Genomic DNA, 18,269 nt, shown 5'->3' on the forward strand with positions numbered 1-18,269 from the left:
CCCAATTTGTCGTCCTTCACTCAAGCGACAACCAAACTGGCGGCGTCGTTTCGGCAACGATATTCTATGCTCTAGCGCTCAAGTCAGCAGGGTATAGGGTAGAATTCTGGACGCCCTCCAAGACTGTCGGCGAGCAAGTCTCGGCTCTTGGGATCCCGGTTTTCTGTCACACCGGCCTGAAGCAGGCTGGGGTGGCACTTCTCCACCCTTCAATTGTAAGGCGGATGCTTCGCGCGAGGAAAAGTCTCAAGGCCGTCCTCCATCCTTGCGGGAAACATTGGCTTTTAGCTGTCACCTGGCTACGGGGTGTCCGTCATAGCGTTGTCTTTCACAACGAGAAAATGAGGAACAGATGGCGTATCCGGCATTGGCTGGCCATTTCCAGGGCGCATAGAAATACGCTCGAGGATTATGCACGCCGTAGCGGACTTGCGAGGACGGTATCGATCATCCGCAACGGCCCTATCGCGGATGTCTCGACATCGATTGCGCCGCGTACAGTCAAACCCGTTCAACGGATCGGCGCGGCAGGTGTTTTGGCCCATCACAAGGGCATCGATGTGCTGATTCAGGCATTCGCCCGGGTAGCTGAGGACAGGCCTGGTCTGCGACTGGTCCTTGCCGGGGATGGGCCCGAACTCGGGTCTTGCCGCGAGCTTGCCCTCAATCTTGGGATTGGCGACAGGGTAGAGTGGCTGGGGTGGGTGCGGGACACCCGTCGATTTTTTGAATCGATAGATCTCTTTTGTCTCGCCTCACGTCGCGAGGCATTCGGCATCGTCATCACCGAAGCGATGCAAAGCGGCCTCGCCGTGATCGCGACCGATACGCCTGGTCCGCGCGATATCGTCGTTCCCGGCGAAACGGGTTGGATCGTTCCCATCGACGACGTGGACGCCATGTCACGCGCGATCCGCGAGGCAGTCGATGACCCCGAACGGACCGCGCGTTTTGGTACCGCGGGTTTTGAACGTTTCAAGGCGAACTATTCGGTCGAAAAGGCAGGGCAGGCACTTGCTGAAGTTCTGGGGTTAAGTCGCAGCCCCTAAAGCAAAGGGTCGGCTCGCGGTTTTCGCAAGCCTGCCTCTGGCTTCAGAGACTTCCAAGGACCGGCGCTCAATGCGAAACGAACGTCGCGACGGGCACCTGTCGCAGCACGTCGCGGCTCACGCCGCCGAACAGCATCTCGCGGAAGCGCGATTTCGAGTAGCCGCCCATGACGAGCAGGTCGCAGTCTTGCCCCATCAGCCGCTTGATGGCCTCGGCTGCGCCGTGTTCGCCTGCATGGGCGACTTCGCTTGAGGCGGCGATGCCGTGACGCGCAAGGTTTGCGATCAAATCTGCGCCGAGCGCTTCCGCCGCTGCGCGCTCGCTTTCGCGCTGGATCACCGTCACGGCGCGGATAGTCGAGGCGTCCCTGATCAGATCGAGCGAGTCGAACACCGCGCGCGCCGCCTCGCGGGTGTCGTTCCATGCGATGATGACGTTTCGGGCGACGGATTTCTGCGGCTTCAGCGTCGGCAGGATCAGCACCGGCCGACCGCTACCCATCAGCGCGATCTCGGAAAAGTCGCTCCACGCGTCGGGCGGATCCTCGGACTGCGCGCCGCAAACCACGAGGTCCGCTCCGTGGGCATTCCTCACGATTGCGTCGGACCCGGCGGCATAGGATGCGTTGAAGCAGCGCCATTCGAAGGTGAGGCCGCTGTCCTGCAACGCCCCTTCGAAGGTCTGTTTCGCTTCCCTGGCTGCATCCTGTCCCGCCTTCTGAATGCGCGAAATGACTTCCTCTGAAACGTCGGCGGGGAATTCGCCGTACTCGGGCACCTGCGGGATGAGGTGCAGACCGATCACATGGGCAGACCGCGAAGCCGCGATCTCGACCACCGGCCCGAGAATGGCGGCGGCCGTCCGTCCATTGGGCAGATATACCAGGATTGTCTTGATGGGCATGGCGTGCCTCCAACCTGTCGCTTCCCGAAATATCCGCGTCGGCTGGTTGCCCGGCCGCGAATGCGCGTTCTTCAGATCGGGAACTCGTCGCCAATATACTCCCGTACGCTTCCATTAGGAACCTTGGTGATATCTTTTGGCACTTCGCCGAGGACAACGGCGCGCAGCTTTTCGCTCAACGCGGCTCGGATCACGCCCAGCGTTTCCGGCGCGGCCACGATGAGGAGGCGGTCGAATTCCTTGTTCTCCAGCTGCTTGTCGAGTTTCGCCGCGAGCGCGGCTGCGAATTTGCCCTTCGCCACCTGATGAAGATCGGGACGCTCGATAGCGTGCCGCGACACGTTCGCGGACTCGTGCACACGGCCCGGCCGGTCCCTTTCAAGCTCGTGGTCGGGCTTGAGCGTCTGGCGCTCGTCCGAGTTGGGTACCTCGGTGAGGGCTTTTGCGCGCCCCTCAGACAGGAGAAGGCGCGCCCGCGCGCCGTCCGCAATCAGGATATAGGTTCGAATGGGCTTCATGTGTGGGTACTCCGGGACAAGGGAGACATGGTCGCCCGCCCGTCTCAACAATCCCTTGACGCCGCGTCGGTGCCCGATCTGAGTGGTCGCTCTCAAGGGCAGAGATAGGCGCGCGTCTTCGGGACCGTTTCGATCCTTTTCGCAAGCTGGATCTGAAACACGCAAAGATCGTAATAACGGAAGCTCACTTCGCAGCCCGCGAGATAATACTCCCACATCCGGCAGAAGCGCTCGGACAGCATCGCAGATGCCTTGCTCCGGTTCCTTTCGAAGTTCTTCCGCCAGATCGCGAGCGTGTCGGCGTAATGCAGCCGCAACACCTCGACATCGGTGATCAGCAGACCCGACTTCTCGACGGCTGGCACAATCTCACTCAGCGCAGGGATGTAGCCGCCGGGGAAGATGTACTTCGCGATGAAAGCATTGGTATGTCCTGGGCCGGACAGCCGCCCGATGGTGTGCAGCAGCGCAATGCCATCGTCTTCGAGGCAGTCTTCCACCTTGCGGAAGAATGTCCTGTAGTTCGGCATGCCGACATGCTCGAACATGCCGACCGAAACGATGCGGTCGAATTTCTCATCGATGCTTCGATAGTCCACGAGGCGGAAATCCACGCTGCCCGCTCCCGCCTCGCCCGCCTCGATCCTTTTCTTCGCGTAGGCTTCCTGCTCCTCGCTCAACGTGATGCCGACCACGCGCGCCCCCCGCTCGCGGGCGAGATGCAGCGCGAGGCCGCCCCAGCCGCAGCCGATGTCGAGCACGCGCTGGCGGGGCGAAAGACAGAGCTTCTTCGCGATATGCCGCTTCTTTGCGATTTGCGCCTCGTCGAGGGGTTCGTCGCCCGTTTCGAAATAGGCGCAGGAATACTGGCGGTCCTTGTCGAGAAACAGCTCGTACAGCGCGCCCGGCAGATCGTAGTGTCTGCTGACATTACGCTTTGCGCTTGTAGCGCCGTTCCATTGCCGCCCGAAGCGCGTCATGCGGCGAAACTTGTCCCCGGTTCGCATCCAGAACGGGAAGTCCTTGCGGGTCAGGTTTTTCGCGAACAGCGCCAGAAGGTCGTAGAGCGTCCCAGATTCGATCTCGATGGCGTTGTCCATCCACCCTTCCGCGAAGCCAAGCTGCGGATCCATGAGGAACGCCCTCTGCGCCTTGCCGGTCGCAAAGCGCAAAGCAAGCGGCTTTCCTTCGCGGTCGCCGAAAACGCGGACCTCGCCACGGCAATCCCGCACGCGCAGGCTTCCCTCACGCACAACGGCCTCAAAAGCCTGCCAGAGCGGCCAGGATGGCGCCGCACGCCGATATTCGGCCGGATGAGTAATCTCGTGGACCATCGCTGCAAACTCGCATTTTCGGCCACGCATCCGATTTTTACTATCGCGGCGAAGTGCGTGAGCCGGTTTAACTCACGCCTTCAAAAAATCGGGCAAGGACAATGTTCCCGCCGATTGGTATATTGATTTGCGCCTTATCAAGGCGATTGTAATAAGTGCAGGTGACAATTAAGAATTCAATCAGGAAACAGGCCGCAACAATGCAGAACCTTACGCTGGAAAAACGCGACTGGCAGCCTCTTCTCGATCACATCTCCCGTTCAGAGGGCGCTTATAAAGTCACGATCGAGGTCGACCGCGCCGATATCGGCGCGCAGATCCAGGTGGATAACGTCGATTTCCGCGGGGTGAGTTACGACCCGAAAAACGACGACATCGCCATCGACGCGGGCTCTCTCGAGCATCGCATTCACAAGCCTACGGATCTTTCGGTCGCGGTTGAGGGCGCGGAACTGGTTTCGCTCGAAGTGCTCGGCGAAGACAAGGCCGTGACCTCGATCTCGTTCAAGCCGCGCCTGAATATGCCCGATCTGCTGCTGCCGGGCGACCAATAGCGCGGCCTTGCGAGGGGCCTGCGTTCGACTGCTTCAAGCTGCTGTGCAAAAGTCTTCGCATGGCAGCACTCATGCTGAAATGCGCGGGGGGCGGGCATCAAACTCCCCTTCGCACTTTCTCGTGGGCCGCCGTTTAAGCCCCACTAGTCGTCGAGCACGGTCTTGATGAGGAAGAAGCGGATGGCGTCCGCGAGGATGACCTTGCAGGACCGCTGATGGCCCCGCTCGTCCTCAAGCCTTGCCCTGGACAGAAGCGCCGAGATGTTCGTCTGCTCGGTTTCCGATAGCTGGAGGATCTGGGTCATCTGGTCGATCACCACCATGCCGTCCGAGCACGTCGCGGCGCGCGCCGGGCTGGCGAGCGCGGCAACAATTGCGAATGAGCACAAAAGCCTTTTCATCTTGAGTCAGCGACCTCGACCCGTTGCCCGGCGACAGAGCGATCCACCGGCGAAAACCTGATAGCTGTTTGAACCACGACGCACAAGCCAAGAAAATCCGGCTTGTTTCGGGCAGCCCCGCAAGAAGCGTTTACGACAGCGGGCTTTCTCGCACCTTGTCGCATAGACGCATCACCCGGCGGGACGAAAAGCGCATCGTCTCAGGCGCTGCCCCCTTGCACGAGGCCGCGCTTCTCCAGAAGCGGCGCGACTTCGGGGTCGCGTCCGCGAAAGGCCCGATAGGCTTCGTCCGGTTTCAACGTGCCGCCGCTCGAATAGACGAAACGGTGAAGCCGTTCCGCCACGTCAGGAGCGAATGCGTCGCCTGCCTCCCGGAACGCATCGAAAGCGTCGGCTTCCATCACCTCCGCCCACAGATAGGTATAATAGCCCGCCGCGTAGCCGCCGCCCGCGAAGATATGCTGAAAATGCGGCGGGCGATGGCGCAGCGCAATGGCGTCCGACACGCCGAGGTTGGCGCGAAGCTCGGTCTCGAACGCCGCCGGGTCGATATCGCCCGGGCAGTCGGCTTCGTGGATCGCGAGATCGTACAGCGCCGATGCGGTATATTCCGCCGTGGTGAAGCCCTGGTTGAACTTCCGCGCCGCGTGCAGCTTGTCGACGACGGCCTGCGGAAGCGGCTCGCCCGACTCGACATGGCGGGCGAAGCGGTTGAGAATTTCAGGCTGAAGCGCCCAGTTTTCGTAAAGCTGCGAGGGCAGTTCCACGAAATCGCGGTCGACGCTCGTGCCGGAGAGCCCTGGATAGGTGACGTTCGACAGCATGCCGTGCAGGCCGTGGCCAAACTCGTGAAAGAGCGTGCGCACGTCGTCGAGGCTCAGGAGCGAGGGCTTGCCATCGCCGCCCTTGGTGAAGTTCAGCACGTTGACGATGATGGGCAGCACCTCGCCGTCAAGGCGGGATTGCTCGCGGAAATCGCTCATCCACGCGCCGCTGCGCTTCGAGGGCCGCGCGAAATAGTCGCCGACGAACAGCGCGATGGGCTTGCCGTCGTGATCCTTCACCGTCCAGGCGCGCACGTCCGGGTGATAGACCGGCACATCGCGCCGCTCTTCGAAGCTGAGGCCGAACAGCCGGTGGGCCGTCTCGAAGGCCGCCGCGATCATCGCATCAAGCTCGAAATAGGGCTTCAGTGCAGCGCCGTCGATGTCGAACTCGGCCTTGCGTTGTTTCTCGGCGTAATGGTGCCAGTCCCACGCGGCGAGAGGCTCGTTATGCCCCTCGGCCTGGGCAAGCGCAGTGAGCGCGCCCGCTTCCGCATCGGCGCGACGTTTTGCCCCGGCCCACACCTTTTCCAGAAGGTCGCGGGCGATGGCGGGCGTTTTCGCCATGGCATCGTCTATCTGATAGGCGGCGTAGGTCGAAAAGCCGAGCAGCGTCGCAAGCTCGGCGCGCAGCGCAAGGATTTCGCGGATCAGCGGCATGTTGTCCGGCGCGCCATCGCCACCTTCGCCGCGCGCAACGTAGGCGCGGTAGGCCCTCTCGCGCAGGTCGCGGCGCGTGGAGAATTCGAGGAACGGTTCGATGCTCGCCCGTGACAGCGTGATGACGTGCTTGCCGGGGAGGCCGCGTTCCTCCGCCGCCATCGCCGCTCCTTCGCGCACGAAATCGGGCAGGCCCGAGAGATCCGCCTCGCCGTCGAGCACGAGCTGGAAAGCCTTCTCAGCCGCAAGCACATTTTGCGAGAACGCCGTGTGGAGCTGCGACAGCCGGGCGTTGATGTCCGTCAGGCGCGCCTTGCCCGCCGCGTCGAGCCTGGCGCCCGCGCGGATGAACCGCTTGTGATAGCGCTCCAGAAGGCGGCACTGCTCGCCGTCGAGCCCGAGCGCGTCCGCCCGCGCCGCCAGCGCGTCGATGCGCTCGAAGAGCTTCGGATCCGTGTAGATCGCCGTCGAGTGCTTGGCGAGCTTCGGGCCGATGTCGCGCTCGATTGCCTGCCGCGCGTCGTTCGTGTCGGCCGATGACAAGTTGAAGAAGACGTTCGCCACCTTGGTCAGCGCGCGCCCGGCGCGTTCCAGCGCCTCCACGGTGTTCGAGAAAGTGGGCTCGTTCTCGTCATTCGCGATGGTCTCGATCTCCGCGCGGTGGGTTCGCATCGCGTCCTCGAAGGCGGGCATGAAATCTTCGTCGCGGATTGCTTGAAAGGGCGGAAGGCCGAAAGGAGTGTCCCAGTCCTGAAGGAGAATGTTCGGTGAAGTCACTCGCTATCCTTTCGGCCAAAGTCGTCGTTCACGAGCGGATTTGGTCCTTGGCGACCGTTGGGACAAGTCGCGAGATAATCCGCGACCGCGCTCGCCCGGAAGCGATGCTGCCGCCTGAAGCCTGACCGCATCGAAGCTTTTTGGCCGCCCGGGCCGACATGTCTACGAGCGGCGCTTCACGGCATAACCGTATTGCAGCGGCCAACTCTTCTCCCCGCCGTTCAGTTCGCTCTCGGCACGCAGCGCGAAATACGGGTCGCGCAGGAATTCGCGGGCGATCAGCACAATATTGGCATCGCCGCCGGTGATGATGTCGTTCGCCTGTTGCGTTTCGGTGATGAGGCCCACCGCGCCCGTGCGGATGTCCGCTTCCTCGCGGACGCGCCGCGCGAACGGCACCTGATAGCCCTTCGCCACCGGGATCTGCGCGGTGGGCGTGAGGCCGCCGGTCGATACGTCGATCAGGTCCACGCCGATGCGCTTCAGATGCTTCGCCAGTTCGACCGATTGCGTGTCGTCCCATCCGCCCGGCACCCAGTCGGTCGCGGAGATGCGCACGAAGAGCGGCAGGTCGTCCGGCACGATCGCACGCAGCCGTTCCGCGACCGTGAGCGTCAGCCGCGCGCGGTTCTCGAAGCTGCCGCCCCATTGGTCCGTCCGCTGGTTCGACAACGGCGACAGGAATTCGTGCAGCAGATAGCCATGCGCGCCGTGGATTTCGATGACCTTGAAGCCCGCCTTGAGAGCGCGCCGCGCAGCGTCTTCAAACGCGCCTATCACATGCGCGATGCCTTCTTCGGAGAGGGCCGTCGGCACAGGGCTTTCAGGGCCGAACGGAACCGCGCTCGGCGCGACGGGCCGCCAGCCGCCTTGCTCGGGCGGAAGTGCCTTGCCGCCGTTCCAAGGCGCGTCCACGCTCGCCTTGCGGCCTGCATGCGCGATCTGGATGCCCGGCACCGCGCCCTGACTTTCGATGAAGCGCGCGATGCGTGCGAGCGGCTCGACGTGATCGTCCGACCAGAGGCCGAGATCGTAGGGCGAGATGCGCCCCTCCGGCGTGACCGCCGTCGCCTCCGCGATCACGAGGCCCGCGCCGCCGCTCGCGCGGCTTCCGAGATGGACGAGGTGCCAGTCGTTCGCGAAGCCGTCCCGCGCCGAATACTGGCACATGGGCGACACGGCGATGCGGTTGCGGAACGTCACGCCGCGAAGCGTGAGCGGCGTCAGGAGATCGACTTCGGGGATGCCGACGTCCTGCCGCGTGTCGGCCCGCCCCGAGCGCTGGCTGCTATGATCCGTCATGATGCGATCCTTTCTCGCATGACAATGCTCTTCGGGGCAGATGTGGGCATTGTTCGAGATTTGTGAACTAGTGGCGCGCCAGAAGGTGCAACACGGCCTCTCACACTTGCGTCACACGAGACGCGCTCAGTGGAGAGGCTGGACCGAAAGCCGGAGCCCCATGGCTCGCAGAGTCGCGGCGACTTCCACGACGGTAGCGCTTCCGGAAAGCGGCGTCGGACGTTGAACATTTTCTGTTTTGTCGCCCAACGAAGCGAATAATGTGTTTAGTGCAGAAAGAGCGGCCTCAACGTCGCCCGCCTCCAAAAGGTGAGCAACTATTTCCACCGCAAGATCCGGGTCTTTCCGGAAAGCCTCAATCATTGCTTCGCGGTTTGATACATCGCGCATGTTAATCACCTTCTCTTTCCCGCCAATCGGCAAGATACCGTCGCGCCCTCTCAATATCGGTGTTCTGGGTCGATTTGTCTCCGCCACAAAGCAGAAGGACGAAGGTCGAACCTTCCTTTGCATAATATACGCGATAGCCCGGGCCGACAAAGACACGAAGCTCTGACAAACCGCCCCCAAGCTTTTTGAAGTCACCTTCAATGCCTTGTTCAAGACGGAAAATCCGGGCCATGATTGCGGTTTTCGCCTTGCGATCGCGAAGCCCGTCCAGCCATTCCGTCACGGGGATTCCGCCGCTTCTCGTTAGATATCGCCGGATCGTTATCATAGGCCCTCGGCACCTGCGCGAGAAAGCTGGACCTTTCCAGTTTTTTGCACCCCTGTCACGAACCACATGGCTCTCGGATCGACAAATTCGCCTTGCCAATCGAGGCGCGGCGCGCGATTCAAAGCGAAAATGACTTTTAAAGTCACCTGATGACGTCACCTGAGGCTCGCAACATTTTGACCAAACCCAAACTCCTCATGACGCGCGTGCTGAGCCCGGTCACCATCGAGCGGGCGCGGCGCGATTACGACCTCGACCTGAACGAGGCCGACGTGCCGTTCACGCCGGGCGAACTCGTCGCGCGCGCGGCAGGCAAGGACGCGCTGCTCGTGGCGCTGGCGGACAGGTTCGGGGCGGACGTGATCGCCAGGCTCGACCCGTCCGTGAAGGTCATCGCCACCTATTCCGTCGGCCATGAGCACATCGACCTGCAAGCCGCGAAGGCGCGCGGCATCCGCGTTGTCTACACGCCCGACGCCGTGACGGTGGCGACGGCGGAGATCGGCTTCCTGCTGATCCTTGGCGCGGCCCGGCGCGCGAGCGAGGGCGAGCGGCTGCTGCGCGCGAAGGCGTGGCACGGCTGGCAGCCGATGCAGCTCATCGGGCGGCGGCTCGACGGCAAGCGCCTCGGCATTTACGGCATGGGCAAGATCGGGCAGGCCATCGCCAAACGCGCGCGCGGCTTCGACATGGACATCCATTATTTCAACCGGCGCCCGCTCGACGACGCGCTCGGCGCGACCTACCATGCGACGCTCGACAGCCTGCTTGCCGTGACCGACATCCTTTGCATCGCCGCGCCGTCCACACCCGAAACGCGCGCCTCGATCAATGCCGCCGCGCTCGCGAAGCTGAAGCCGGGCGCCATCGTCACCAACATCGCGCGCGGCGACCTCGTGGTTGACGACGACCTCATAGCGGCGGTGAAGTCCGGCCACATCGCGCATATCGGCCTCGACGTCTACGCAAACGAGCCGAACATTCATCCCGGCTATTACGACCTCGAAAACGCGTTCCTTCTGCCGCACATGGGCACCTCCGTCATCGAGGCGCGCGACGAGATGGGCCGCGACGCCCTCGACAACATCGACGCTGTTCTCGCGGGGCGCGAACCGCCTACCGCGCTCGTCTAGAGCTCTGGCGCACAAACCAGTTCAAGAGCACTTGTAACTAATTGATTTTAGTTCGGTTTCAAATTTTAGATTTCATGACGGTGCCACCAGCGGTGTGTGAATCAATGTGAAACTCACTGCACTGGGGGCACCAGAAGTTGCCTGTTAATTCTGGGTCAATTTCGATTAATGAACTCTCTCTTCTGGTAGGCTTGCGACTCAGATCACGATTTGGAGTGGCGGAAGAATGCTCTCGGTTAGCGCTAAAAGGCAGGATTTTGTGGATCTGAACGGTCGCATGGAATCCGGCGAAGCGTGGGATTTTCGACGCATTGCAGTGTCGGAAGATTTGTTCCAGCTACCTTTTCGTTCGGGAGGAAAAACCCCCGTCGTTTCAGACCTGTTCGCGGGTGCGGGAGGATTTAGCTTAGGCTTTGAAGCTGCTGGGTTTAAGATCAAGACTGCGATCGAGATCGATGCTTGGGCTTGCGACACTCTCCGCGAGAATCACCGTAACTCCCACGTTATACAGGCTGATCTGACGCGCCTGTCTGACAACGAACTTAAGCATGCATGCGAGGGCAGCAACGTAATCGTTGGAGGCCCCCCCTGCCAAGGCTTCTCGATCGCGAATATGAAGGCCGGCGACCCAAAAGATCCACGTAATTCACTCTTTCGAGAGTTTGTTCGCGCGGTAGATCTGGTCAAGCCTGAGGCGGTGCTCCTCGAAAATGTTCCGGGTTTGCTCGGGCGAAAGGCGCAGTGCAAGCGGCCTGTTATAGAAATTATAGCGTCCGAATTAGAATCGTTAGGATACGTTGTCGCATGGCGCGTAATTGAGGCGCAGTCCTATGGCGTACCCCAAATCCGTCCTAGGCTAGTTGTGGCGGGCACGAAGTCACGTGCGTGGACTTTTCCTGCGCCAACGCATGGTGTTCCCCTCGATCCTCACCCAAATCTATTTGGCAGCGCGGACGATTTGATTCCTTACGTGACCACGTGGGAGGCTATTAGCGATTTGCCAAATGTTAATGCCCGGGAAGGTGCTGAGTATCTATCGCACGAAGCTCCTGCTACCAACGAATACCAGCGCATGTTGCGTGCCGGAAGAAGCGAAACCTTCAACCATATGGCTATGAAGCATAGTGCGCGTTTGGTGGAGCGTTTTTCCCATGTTAAATGCGGCCAATCTGGAATGCATGCGCCGGACGAACATCAGGCTCGTAAAAGAGGCGATTATTCTGCAATATCGGGGAAAGTATACTCTCAAAATAATCGTCGAATGCATCCCGATAGGCCGTGTCACACGATCCCGGCGAGCTTTTATGCTAATTTTATCCACCCTTTCCAGCATCGTAACTTCACTCCACGCGAAGGCGCTCGCCTCCAATCATTTCCAGATTGGTACAAATTCATGGGTAAGCCCACGGTGGTAAGTACGAAGCTGCTGGCTCGCGAGAAGCGAGAGGAGGAACTGCATCTTTGTCAATACAATCAAATTGGTAATGCTGTTCCACCGTTACTTGCATATAATTTAGCAATGCAGCTTCGTAACTATCTGCGGTAAAGTGGAAATTCACAATGGCTGACGATTTTTTTGATGATCAGGAGCCGCGAGGCGACATCCAGATCGACACAGAAGAGCCCGCCCTTCGCGTCCGAGGGGTATTCGTGCATGGTCAGAATCTGGAGCAGAAAGAACGCCATAGAACAAAGTATCGCGACAGCGTGAGTAGGAAGCTGCTTCTTGAAGTCCGCAAGCAATACAACCTTTGGAAGGAGGAAAATGCGCGCTTGGAGGGGCCGCATCTAGAAGTAACGCGTGATGATTTTGAAATTATAACAAAGCGGGTCGATTTACTCACGTCGTATAAAGACTTCATTGATCGACAAGATATTGCTGAGTGTTTCGATAGTCGCTCAAACTTACACAGTTCGGTTTTGGAAGAATTTATTTATTTCCTGTTTCGCGATCTAGTTGCGAGTTTCCCTGGACGTCCTTTGTTGGGGAAGGCGCACACATTTAAGGATATGTTTTTCTTTTCCGCTGGATATGAGAATATGTTAGTTAGGCCGAACGTTCGTGTTGAGACAAAGGATCATGATTTTGTGATTGGAGCCAGTGTAGCGTCCCACTTCAAATGCGACGGAGCCGGCGACGTTGAGGAATTCGTTTTCGAGGTACCTGCTGTCGTAATAGAGTGTAAGACCTATCTTGACAAAACGATGCTGGAAGGAAGCTCTGTTGCTGCAGATCAGCTAAAACAGCGCAATCCAAACGCCTTGTATATTGTAGTTGCGGAATGGCTTAAATTAACAATAAATATAAACTTGAAGAAATTTAAGGTTGATCAAATATATGTCTTCCGGCGCCAAAAGAACACTGACAGGGAATTTAGATATGCCGGTAACTATGAAAAGCGAGCGTTTAGCCCAGAGGTAGTCTGTCATTTGTTTGAAATGGTGCGCGATCACCTTTCTAAGCCTTGGGGTGGTGGCGTTGATGAAGGCTTGGAGCGCGGATGGTTAATATAGCGGCGTAGACAGCCTCTTCTTCGATACTCTGCAAAATGTCGCCATCGAATTAGCTACTAGAGTTTTGTTTTAACGTTTTCCGGGCGGAAACCGCCTACACAAAGCGCTCTAAACGAAAGCCATCCCCATGCCGAACCTCCTGATCGAACTGTTCTCCGAGGAAATCCCGGCCCGCCTTCAGGGGCGCGCGGCGGACGATCTTGCGAAGCTCATGACCGAAGCGCTCACGAAGGGCGGCTTGACCGTCGGCGCCACGCGCACCTTGTCGGGGCCGCGCCGCATCGTTTTCATGGCGGACGATGTGCCCGCGCAGTCGGCGGCGACGGTGGAGGAGCGCAAGGGGCCGCGAACGAGCGCGCCCGCAAAGGCGCTGGAAGGCTTCGTGAAAGCGGCGGGCCTTACAAGCATCGACGAAGCGCAGGTGGTGAAAGACCCGAAGGGCGATTACTACCTCGCGCGGAGTGAAAAGCCGGGCCGCGCCGCCGCCGACATCATCGCGGAGGCGGTGCCGGAGATCATCCGCAAGTTTCCGTGGCCGAAGTCGATGCGCTGGGGCAACGGGCGGCTGCGCTGGATCAGGCCGCTGCATTCGATCCTGTGCCTGTTCGATGACAAGCCCGTCGTGTTCGAGGTGGACGGCATCAGAAGCGGCGACATCACACACGGACATCGTTTCCTGAGTGGCAAAAATGCAACTCAACCAAAGGTTGTGAAAGTCGACCGTATTTCAGGCTATGCAGACGCGTTACTACACGCTAAAGTTGTGGTTGCAGGAGAACACCGGGCGAAGGCGATCCTTGAGGGCGCGCACAACGCCGCCTCGGATGCCGGGCTCGCTCTTGTTGAAGACCACGGGCTGCTTGCTGAGAATGCGGGGCTCGTCGAGTGGCCCGTGGTCCTTTCCGGCCAATTCGAGGAAAGCTTCCTCGACGTTCCGGAAGAAATCCTGATGACGTCCATGAAGGCGCATCAGAAGTGCTTTTCGCTGCGCTCGGCAAAGACGGGCAAGCTGGCGAACCGCTTCATTCTCGTTTCCAATCTCGAAGCGGTGGACGGCGGCAAGGCCATTGTCGCGGGCAACGAGCGCGTGATCCGCGCGCGCCTGTCCGACGCGAAATTCTTCTGGGAGAACGACCGCAAGCGCCCGCTCGAAGGGCTGACGGCGCTGCTCGGCCAAGTGACGTTCCATGAAAAGCAAGGCACGCAACTAGCGCGCGTAGAGCGCATCAAGGCGCTCGCCCGCGAGCTAGCGCCCATCGTCGGCGCGGACCCGGACGACGCCGAGCGCGCGGCGCATCTCGCAAAGGCCGACCTCATGTCGGAGACGGTGGGCGAGTTCCCCGAGCTTCAGGGCATCATCGGGCGGTACATCGCGCTCGCGCAAGGCGAGAAGCCGGCGGTCGCTGACGCCATCGCGGAGCATTACAAGCCGCAAGGGCCGTCCGACGCCGTGCCGACGAACCCGGTTTCCGTCGCGGTCGCGCTCGCGGACAAGCTCGATATGCTCGTGGGCTTCTGGGCTATCGACGAGAAGCCGACCGGCTCGAAAGACCCGTTCGCGCTGCGCCGCGCGGCGCTGGGCGTGATCCGCATTGTGCTGGAGAACGGGCTGCGGTCGCAATTAGCGGCCCTATTAAGCTTTGCACTAGAAAGCATAAAGCCGCACGAAATCGCGAACCGCGCCAGACTTGCTGCTGCCGAGAAGTTCAGGGCTGAACACCCCAGCGCAACCACGATTACAGGCATGGACGCTGACTTTGTCATTCATCGCAACTTTGGCGACGGAAGACGGGTGGATCATCGCGCTCTTGATCTCTTGGAGTTTTTCGCAGACCGCCTGAAGGTCTACCTTCGCGATCAGGGTGCGCGGCACGACCTCATCGACGCGGTATTCGCGCTGCCGGGGCAGGACGATCTGCTCATGGTCGTCCGCCGCGTCGAGGCGCTGGGCCGCTTCCTCGAAACCGACGACGGCAAGAGCCTGCTCGCGCTGGTGCGTCGCGCGCTGAACATCCTGCGCATCGAGGAAAAGAAGGACGCGCGCGCGTTCGACGGCGAACCGGCGGCGAAGCTGCTGAAGGAAAAGGAAGAAAAGGCGCTCGCCTCGGCGGTGAAGGCCGTGGGCAAGGACGTCCGCGCCGCGCTCGCGACCGAGGATTTCGAGGCGGCGCTGGCGGCGCTGGCGAAGCTCCGAGCGCCGGTGGACGCCTTCTTCGACAAGGTGACGGTGAACGCCGACGCCGCCGACATCCGCGAGAACCGGCTGACGCTGCTGGCGCAGATCCGCGCGCTCACGCTCGACATCGCGGATTTCTCGAAGATCGAGGGATAAAAGAAAAGCGGCCGGGAATGCCTCGGCCGCTCAATCATTCCATCGCCCGGCGATGATCCTTATCGCGCCGCCGCGCCTACCCGTTCCCCCAGGGCGAATCCGTGCGCTTCGCGCTCGACTCGCCCTTGCCTTCGCTGCGCGGCACTTCGGTGAACTCCACGTCGATCACCGTTTCGCTGCGCACCGGGCCTTGCGGGCTTTCTTGCGGTTCGGGCCGCGCACCCTGCTGAGTCCGCGCCTGCTGCTGACCGCCGCGCGCCCTCACGCCGTATGACGCGCCGCGCCACAAAAAGCCGCGCACCACCGGGAGGAGCAGCAAAATCGCCACCGCGTCCGACACGAAGCCGGGAATCATGAACAGGATCCCCGCGAGCGATGTCGTCCCGCTGTCGAGCAGGGTCTTTTCGGGCGATCCGCCGGACCGCATGGCTTCCATTACGCGAACGCCGACCACGCGGCTTTGCGACTTCACGAGGAACGCGCCGACCGCCACGCCCGCCGCCAGCAGCAGGAAGGTGGGGATCCCGCCGATCCAGCGGCTGACCTGGATAATGGAGGCCACCTCCAGCACCGGCCACGAAATCATGAGAAAGAGAATGACGAAGGGCATCGAGCGGCTCGGTCCTCGGGTTGGAACTGAAATTCGCACCTCATAATATGGGAGCGAAGATCGATTTGCGGAGAAGGATGCAAAGATTTCGGCAACGCTTGCGTCAAAGGGCGCGCGGCTATAGCCAGCGCTGCCGGAAGCTCTTATATCACCGGTTGGAAGTCACACAACATCGGGCCCGACGGGGGTCAGGAGCGGCGGTTTGACGAGCGACATATTCGACCTCACCAATATTTTGCTTTTAGCGGTTGCGGTGGCGATTTTTCTGCGTCTGAGGAGCGTATTGGGCCGCAGGACGGGCGACGAAGAAACGCGGCTGGACAATTATGCCCGTGACGCGGCGCCCGCGCGGGACAATGTCGTTCCGCTTCCCAGGGCTGAAGCGCGACCGGATGGCGCCTCACAGGGCGGTCCCAGCGTGGACGAGCGGCTTGGCAATCTTTCGGAGGACAACGCGGCGCGCGCGCCGCTGCGCCAGATTGCCGCGTCCGACCCGTCTTTCGACACGGCATCGTTCGTCAACGGAGCGAAGGTGGCCTACGAATCCATCATCACCGCCTATGCGAAGGGGGATCGCGAAACGCTGCGCTTCCTTCTCGCGCCGGATGTGTTCGACAGCTTCAACGTGGTGATCAACGATCGCGAGTCGCGCGGCGAAACGGTCGAGTTCCACCTGATAGGGATCTCGGCAAGCGAAATCGTCGATGCAAATCTCTCTGGCCGCATCGCGCAGGTCAAGGTGCGGTTCGTGAGCGATCTCGTCACCGCCACGCGAGACAAGCATGGTGAGGTGGTGGACGGCGACGACAAGGCCGTGCGCCAGGTCACCGATATCTGGACCTTCTCCCGCGACGTATCTTCGCCGAACCCGAACTGGCAGCTCGTCGCAACCGACGCGGCGTGACCGAAGGCTCTGAGCCCGCGCTCTGGCGGTGGCAGCATGGCGGCTCTACCTCCGCCCCGCTCACGCTGGAGCCGATGGCCTTCGCCGCAATCCCCGGCTGGCGCGACGACGATCATGCGGAGGCGCTGGCTTGCTATCTGCGTTCCGCAGCGCTTGGCCCGAACCTGCCGCATCCTGCGGGAGACGCGGCTGGTTTGCTCGCCGAGCGTGAAGCCGCGCGCCGCTTCTTCGAGGCGCATTTTCAGCCTTGCCGCATAAACGCCGAACCGGGTCTGCTCACATCGTATTTCGAGCCGGTCCTCAAAGGGTCGCGCACGCGCTCGCCCGCTTTCCCTGTTCCGGTCTATCGCCGCCCGCCCGACCTCGCGTTGCTGCCGCCTGCGCATCCGCTCGCCGCTCAGGGCCTGAGTGCCGCACGCGCCACCGCCGCGGGGTTCGAGCCGTATTTCACGCGCGGAGAAATCAAGGCGGGCGCGCTCGAAGATCGCGAGTGCGCGCTTCTCTATCTGGCGGATGCAGTCGATGCCTTCATCATGCACGTGCAGGGTTCAGGCGTGGTCGAACTCGACGACGGAACATGCGCGCGCCTGACCTTTGACGGCAAGAACGGCCATCCCTACACGTCCATTTCGAAATGGCTGATCGCGCAAGGCAAGCTCGCCGTCGAGGATGCGCACCTCGACGGCCTGAAGGCGTGGCTGCGCGCAGAACCGGGCCGCGAGGCTGTTCTCGCGGAAAACCGCTCCTATATCTTTTTTCGCGAACTCGACGCGGGCGCCGCCGGGCCGCGCGGCTCGTCGGGAGTGGACCTTTACCCCGGAAGAAGCCTTGCGACAGACCCGGCTTTTCATCCGGCGGGGACGCCGCTATGGGTATCGGCTCCGGACCTCGTGTTTCAGGGAAAGCCGTTCCATCGGCTTGCCATAGCGCAGGACACGGGCTCGGCGATCAAAGGGCCACAGCGCGGCGATATCTTCGCGGGGACGGGCCACGCGGCGGGCGAAAGTGCTGGCGCGGTGCGCCATTCATGCGATTTTATCGTTCTTCAACCAAGCTGCTAGCTAGCGCGTGATTGACGTGGGAAAAGGGATGGAAGGCCGCCGAAAGAAGCGCCTCCTCTCGAAGGAGGAAATCGACCTGTGGGCGCATGTGACCCGCAACGATGAGCCTCTTGCGCTTTCGCGCCCGGACACGCCTGCGCCGAGGGGCGACGAAGGAGCCCCTCCGCCGTCGCAGTTCCTCACTCCCAAGGCCAAGCCAATTGGCAGCCCGCCGCTGCGCGCGGAACCGGCTGTCACGAGCCCCGGCGCAGCGGCCATGCGCCCGACTTCGACACCCCACCAGCCTTTCGATCACCGCATCGTTCGGAAGATCGCGCGCGGCCGCCGCGAGATCGACGCCCGCATCGACCTCCACGGCCTGCGCCAGCACGACGCCTATGCAACCCTCCGCGCCTTTCTCGCGCGCTGCCAGGTCGAAGGGCACCGCCATGTGCTGATCATCACAGGCAAGGGGGGACGCGCCGATACCGATAGCAGGGATTTCTGGAACAGCGAAAATCGCGGCGTCTTGAGGCGCCTCGTGCCGCACTGGCTGTCCGAGCCGGAGTTCCGGACACATGTGGTGAGCTTCACCGAGTCAGCGCACCATCATGGCGGGAGCGGCGCGCTGTATGTGACGATCCGCAAACGGGGCAAGCCGGGCTGACCGGCAAGCGCCAGCCAGCAACGCCGCC

At 61.3% G+C, this 18,269-nt stretch carries 18 protein-coding genes; 9 read left to right on the plus strand and 9 right to left on the minus strand.

The genetic code is table 11. The features are described 5' to 3' along the window. Positions 1-341 precede the first annotated feature (341 nt). The gene (locus KKP04_RS01010) at positions 342-1,049 is read left to right on the plus strand and encodes a glycosyltransferase (RefSeq protein WP_215025254.1); all 708 of its coding nucleotides are present in this window, start codon (positions 342-344) and stop codon (positions 1,047-1,049) included. A gap of 67 nt (positions 1,050-1,116) precedes the next feature. On the opposite strand, the gene KKP04_RS01015 is transcribed toward KKP04_RS01010, so the two are convergent. The 3 genes from KKP04_RS01015 to KKP04_RS01025 all read right to left on the minus strand — a co-directional run bounded on the left by KKP04_RS01015 (position 1,117) and on the right by KKP04_RS01025 (position 3,805). Then, positions 1,117-1,953 carry a universal stress protein gene (locus KKP04_RS01015; protein WP_215025256.1) on the minus strand — a complete coding sequence of 279 codons (837 nt, stop codon included), beginning with the start codon at positions 1,951-1,953 and terminating at the stop codon, positions 1,117-1,119. 71 nt (positions 1,954-2,024) lie between these two features. Next, positions 2,025-2,471, minus strand: coding sequence for a host attachment protein (locus KKP04_RS01020; protein ID WP_215025259.1), 447 nt, complete (start codon positions 2,469-2,471; stop codon positions 2,025-2,027). A 92-nt stretch (positions 2,472-2,563) separates the two neighbouring features. Beyond that, positions 2,564-3,805: a cyclopropane-fatty-acyl-phospholipid synthase family protein gene (locus KKP04_RS01025; RefSeq protein ID WP_215025262.1), complete on the minus strand. Its 1,242-nt coding sequence runs from the start codon at positions 3,803-3,805 to the stop codon at positions 2,564-2,566. A 200-nt stretch (positions 3,806-4,005) separates the two neighbouring features. Between KKP04_RS01025 and KKP04_RS01030 the strand changes: the two genes are divergently transcribed. After that, positions 4,006-4,359: a DUF5335 domain-containing protein gene (locus KKP04_RS01030; RefSeq protein WP_215025264.1), complete on the plus strand. Its 354-nt coding sequence runs from the start codon at positions 4,006-4,008 to the stop codon at positions 4,357-4,359. Between the two features lie 143 nt (positions 4,360-4,502). Here the strand turns inward: KKP04_RS01030 and KKP04_RS01035 are convergent, their stop codons facing one another. The 5 genes from KKP04_RS01035 to KKP04_RS01055 form a co-directional block, all read right to left on the minus strand. Then, positions 4,503-4,760 (minus strand): hypothetical protein, encoded by a 258-nt coding sequence (locus tag KKP04_RS01035; protein WP_215025267.1) that lies wholly within the window; start codon positions 4,758-4,760, stop codon positions 4,503-4,505. A gap of 200 nt (positions 4,761-4,960) precedes the next feature. After that, positions 4,961-7,021 carry a M3 family metallopeptidase gene (locus tag KKP04_RS01040; RefSeq protein ID WP_215025270.1) on the minus strand — a complete coding sequence of 687 codons (2,061 nt, stop codon included), beginning with the start codon at positions 7,019-7,021 and terminating at the stop codon, positions 4,961-4,963. 162 nt (positions 7,022-7,183) lie between these two features. Then, the gene (locus KKP04_RS01045) at positions 7,184-8,323 is read right to left on the minus strand and encodes an NADH:flavin oxidoreductase/NADH oxidase (protein WP_215025273.1); all 1,140 of its coding nucleotides are present in this window, start codon (positions 8,321-8,323) and stop codon (positions 7,184-7,186) included. A gap of 126 nt (positions 8,324-8,449) precedes the next feature. After that, complete coding sequence (locus KKP04_RS01050) at positions 8,450-8,713, minus strand: hypothetical protein (RefSeq protein WP_215025276.1); 264 nt, start codon at positions 8,711-8,713, stop codon at positions 8,450-8,452. Position 8,714: 1 nt separating this feature from the next. Then, positions 8,715-9,041 carry a type II toxin-antitoxin system RelE/ParE family toxin gene (locus KKP04_RS01055; RefSeq protein WP_215025278.1) on the minus strand — a complete coding sequence of 109 codons (327 nt, stop codon included), beginning with the start codon at positions 9,039-9,041 and terminating at the stop codon, positions 8,715-8,717. A 176-nt stretch (positions 9,042-9,217) separates the two neighbouring features. Here KKP04_RS01055 and KKP04_RS01060 point away from each other — a divergent pair, with 176 nt between their 5' ends. The 4 genes from KKP04_RS01060 to glyS all read left to right on the plus strand — a co-directional run bounded on the left by KKP04_RS01060 (position 9,218) and on the right by glyS (position 15,020). Continuing rightward, the gene (locus tag KKP04_RS01060) at positions 9,218-10,174 is read left to right on the plus strand and encodes a D-glycerate dehydrogenase (protein WP_251133810.1); all 957 of its coding nucleotides are present in this window, start codon (positions 9,218-9,220) and stop codon (positions 10,172-10,174) included. Between the two features lie 226 nt (positions 10,175-10,400). After that, positions 10,401-11,720, plus strand: coding sequence for a DNA cytosine methyltransferase (locus KKP04_RS01065; protein WP_215025283.1), 1,320 nt, complete (start codon positions 10,401-10,403; stop codon positions 11,718-11,720). A gap of 14 nt (positions 11,721-11,734) precedes the next feature. Next, entirely contained in the window at positions 11,735-12,688 is a 954-nt protein-coding gene (locus tag KKP04_RS01070) for a Bpu10I family restriction endonuclease (protein WP_215025286.1), read from the plus strand. A gap of 127 nt (positions 12,689-12,815) precedes the next feature. After that, positions 12,816-15,020: a glycine--tRNA ligase subunit beta gene (glyS, locus tag KKP04_RS01075; RefSeq protein WP_215025290.1), complete on the plus strand. Its 2,205-nt coding sequence runs from the start codon at positions 12,816-12,818 to the stop codon at positions 15,018-15,020. A 76-nt stretch (positions 15,021-15,096) separates the two neighbouring features. On the opposite strand, the gene KKP04_RS01080 is transcribed toward glyS, so the two are convergent. Then, the gene (locus KKP04_RS01080; RefSeq protein WP_215025293.1) at positions 15,097-15,630 is read right to left on the minus strand and encodes an FxsA family protein; all 534 of its coding nucleotides are present in this window, start codon (positions 15,628-15,630) and stop codon (positions 15,097-15,099) included. Between the two features lie 202 nt (positions 15,631-15,832). Between KKP04_RS01080 and KKP04_RS01085 the strand changes: the two genes are divergently transcribed. Genes KKP04_RS01085 through KKP04_RS01095 form a run of 3 tightly spaced genes read left to right on the plus strand, consistent with a single transcriptional unit; the run spans position 15,833 to position 18,241 of the window. After that, complete coding sequence (locus tag KKP04_RS01085; protein WP_215025297.1) at positions 15,833-16,534, plus strand: Tim44/TimA family putative adaptor protein; 702 nt, start codon at positions 15,833-15,835, stop codon at positions 16,532-16,534. Next, positions 16,531-17,595, plus strand: a complete 1,065-nt coding sequence (locus tag KKP04_RS01090; RefSeq protein WP_371818675.1) for a murein transglycosylase A — start codon at positions 16,531-16,533, stop codon at positions 17,593-17,595. The genes KKP04_RS01085 and KKP04_RS01090 overlap by 4 nt, the downstream gene beginning before the upstream one ends. A gap of 28 nt (positions 17,596-17,623) precedes the next feature. After that, the gene (locus KKP04_RS01095; protein WP_215025300.1) at positions 17,624-18,241 is read left to right on the plus strand and encodes a Smr/MutS family protein; all 618 of its coding nucleotides are present in this window, start codon (positions 17,624-17,626) and stop codon (positions 18,239-18,241) included. Positions 18,242-18,269: the final 28 nt, after the last annotated feature.

Source organism: Rhodomicrobium sp. Az07 (genome assembly GCF_018619475.1).
In the GTDB taxonomy this organism is placed as follows: Bacteria; Pseudomonadota; Alphaproteobacteria; order Rhizobiales; family Rhodomicrobiaceae; genus Rhodomicrobium.

What these genes read in the sequence shown, in the direction of transcription:
- KKP04_RS01030 (WP_215025264.1), top strand. Translation starts at nt 4,006, where the DNA reads ATGCAGAACCTTACGCTGGAAAAACGCGACTGGCAGCCTCTTCTCGAT.
- glyS (WP_215025290.1), top strand. Translation starts at nt 12,816, where the DNA reads ATGCCGAACCTCCTGATCGAACTGTTCTCCGAGGAAATCCCGGCCCGC.
- KKP04_RS01095 (WP_215025300.1), top strand. Translation starts at nt 17,624, where the DNA reads ATGGAAGGCCGCCGAAAGAAGCGCCTCCTCTCGAAGGAGGAAATCGAC.
- KKP04_RS01020 (WP_215025259.1), bottom strand. Translation starts at nt 2,471, where the DNA reads ATGAAGCCCATTCGAACCTATATCCTGATTGCGGACGGCGCGCGGGCG.
- KKP04_RS01025 (WP_215025262.1), bottom strand. Translation starts at nt 3,805, where the DNA reads ATGGTCCACGAGATTACTCATCCGGCCGAATATCGGCGTGCGGCGCCA.
- KKP04_RS01065 (WP_215025283.1), top strand. Translation starts at nt 10,401, where the DNA reads ATGCTCTCGGTTAGCGCTAAAAGGCAGGATTTTGTGGATCTGAACGGT.
- KKP04_RS01055 (WP_215025278.1), bottom strand. Translation starts at nt 9,041, where the DNA reads ATGATAACGATCCGGCGATATCTAACGAGAAGCGGCGGAATCCCCGTG.
- KKP04_RS01050 (WP_215025276.1), bottom strand. Translation starts at nt 8,713, where the DNA reads ATGCGCGATGTATCAAACCGCGAAGCAATGATTGAGGCTTTCCGGAAA.
- KKP04_RS01015 (WP_215025256.1), bottom strand. Translation starts at nt 1,953, where the DNA reads ATGCCCATCAAGACAATCCTGGTATATCTGCCCAATGGACGGACGGCC.
- KKP04_RS01070 (WP_215025286.1), top strand. Translation starts at nt 11,735, where the DNA reads ATGGCTGACGATTTTTTTGATGATCAGGAGCCGCGAGGCGACATCCAG.
- KKP04_RS01010 (WP_215025254.1), top strand. Translation starts at nt 342, where the DNA reads ATGAGGAACAGATGGCGTATCCGGCATTGGCTGGCCATTTCCAGGGCG.
- KKP04_RS01045 (WP_215025273.1), bottom strand. Translation starts at nt 8,323, where the DNA reads ATGACGGATCATAGCAGCCAGCGCTCGGGGCGGGCCGACACGCGGCAG.
- KKP04_RS01035 (WP_215025267.1), bottom strand. Translation starts at nt 4,760, where the DNA reads ATGAAAAGGCTTTTGTGCTCATTCGCAATTGTTGCCGCGCTCGCCAGC.
- KKP04_RS01080 (WP_215025293.1), bottom strand. Translation starts at nt 15,630, where the DNA reads ATGCCCTTCGTCATTCTCTTTCTCATGATTTCGTGGCCGGTGCTGGAG.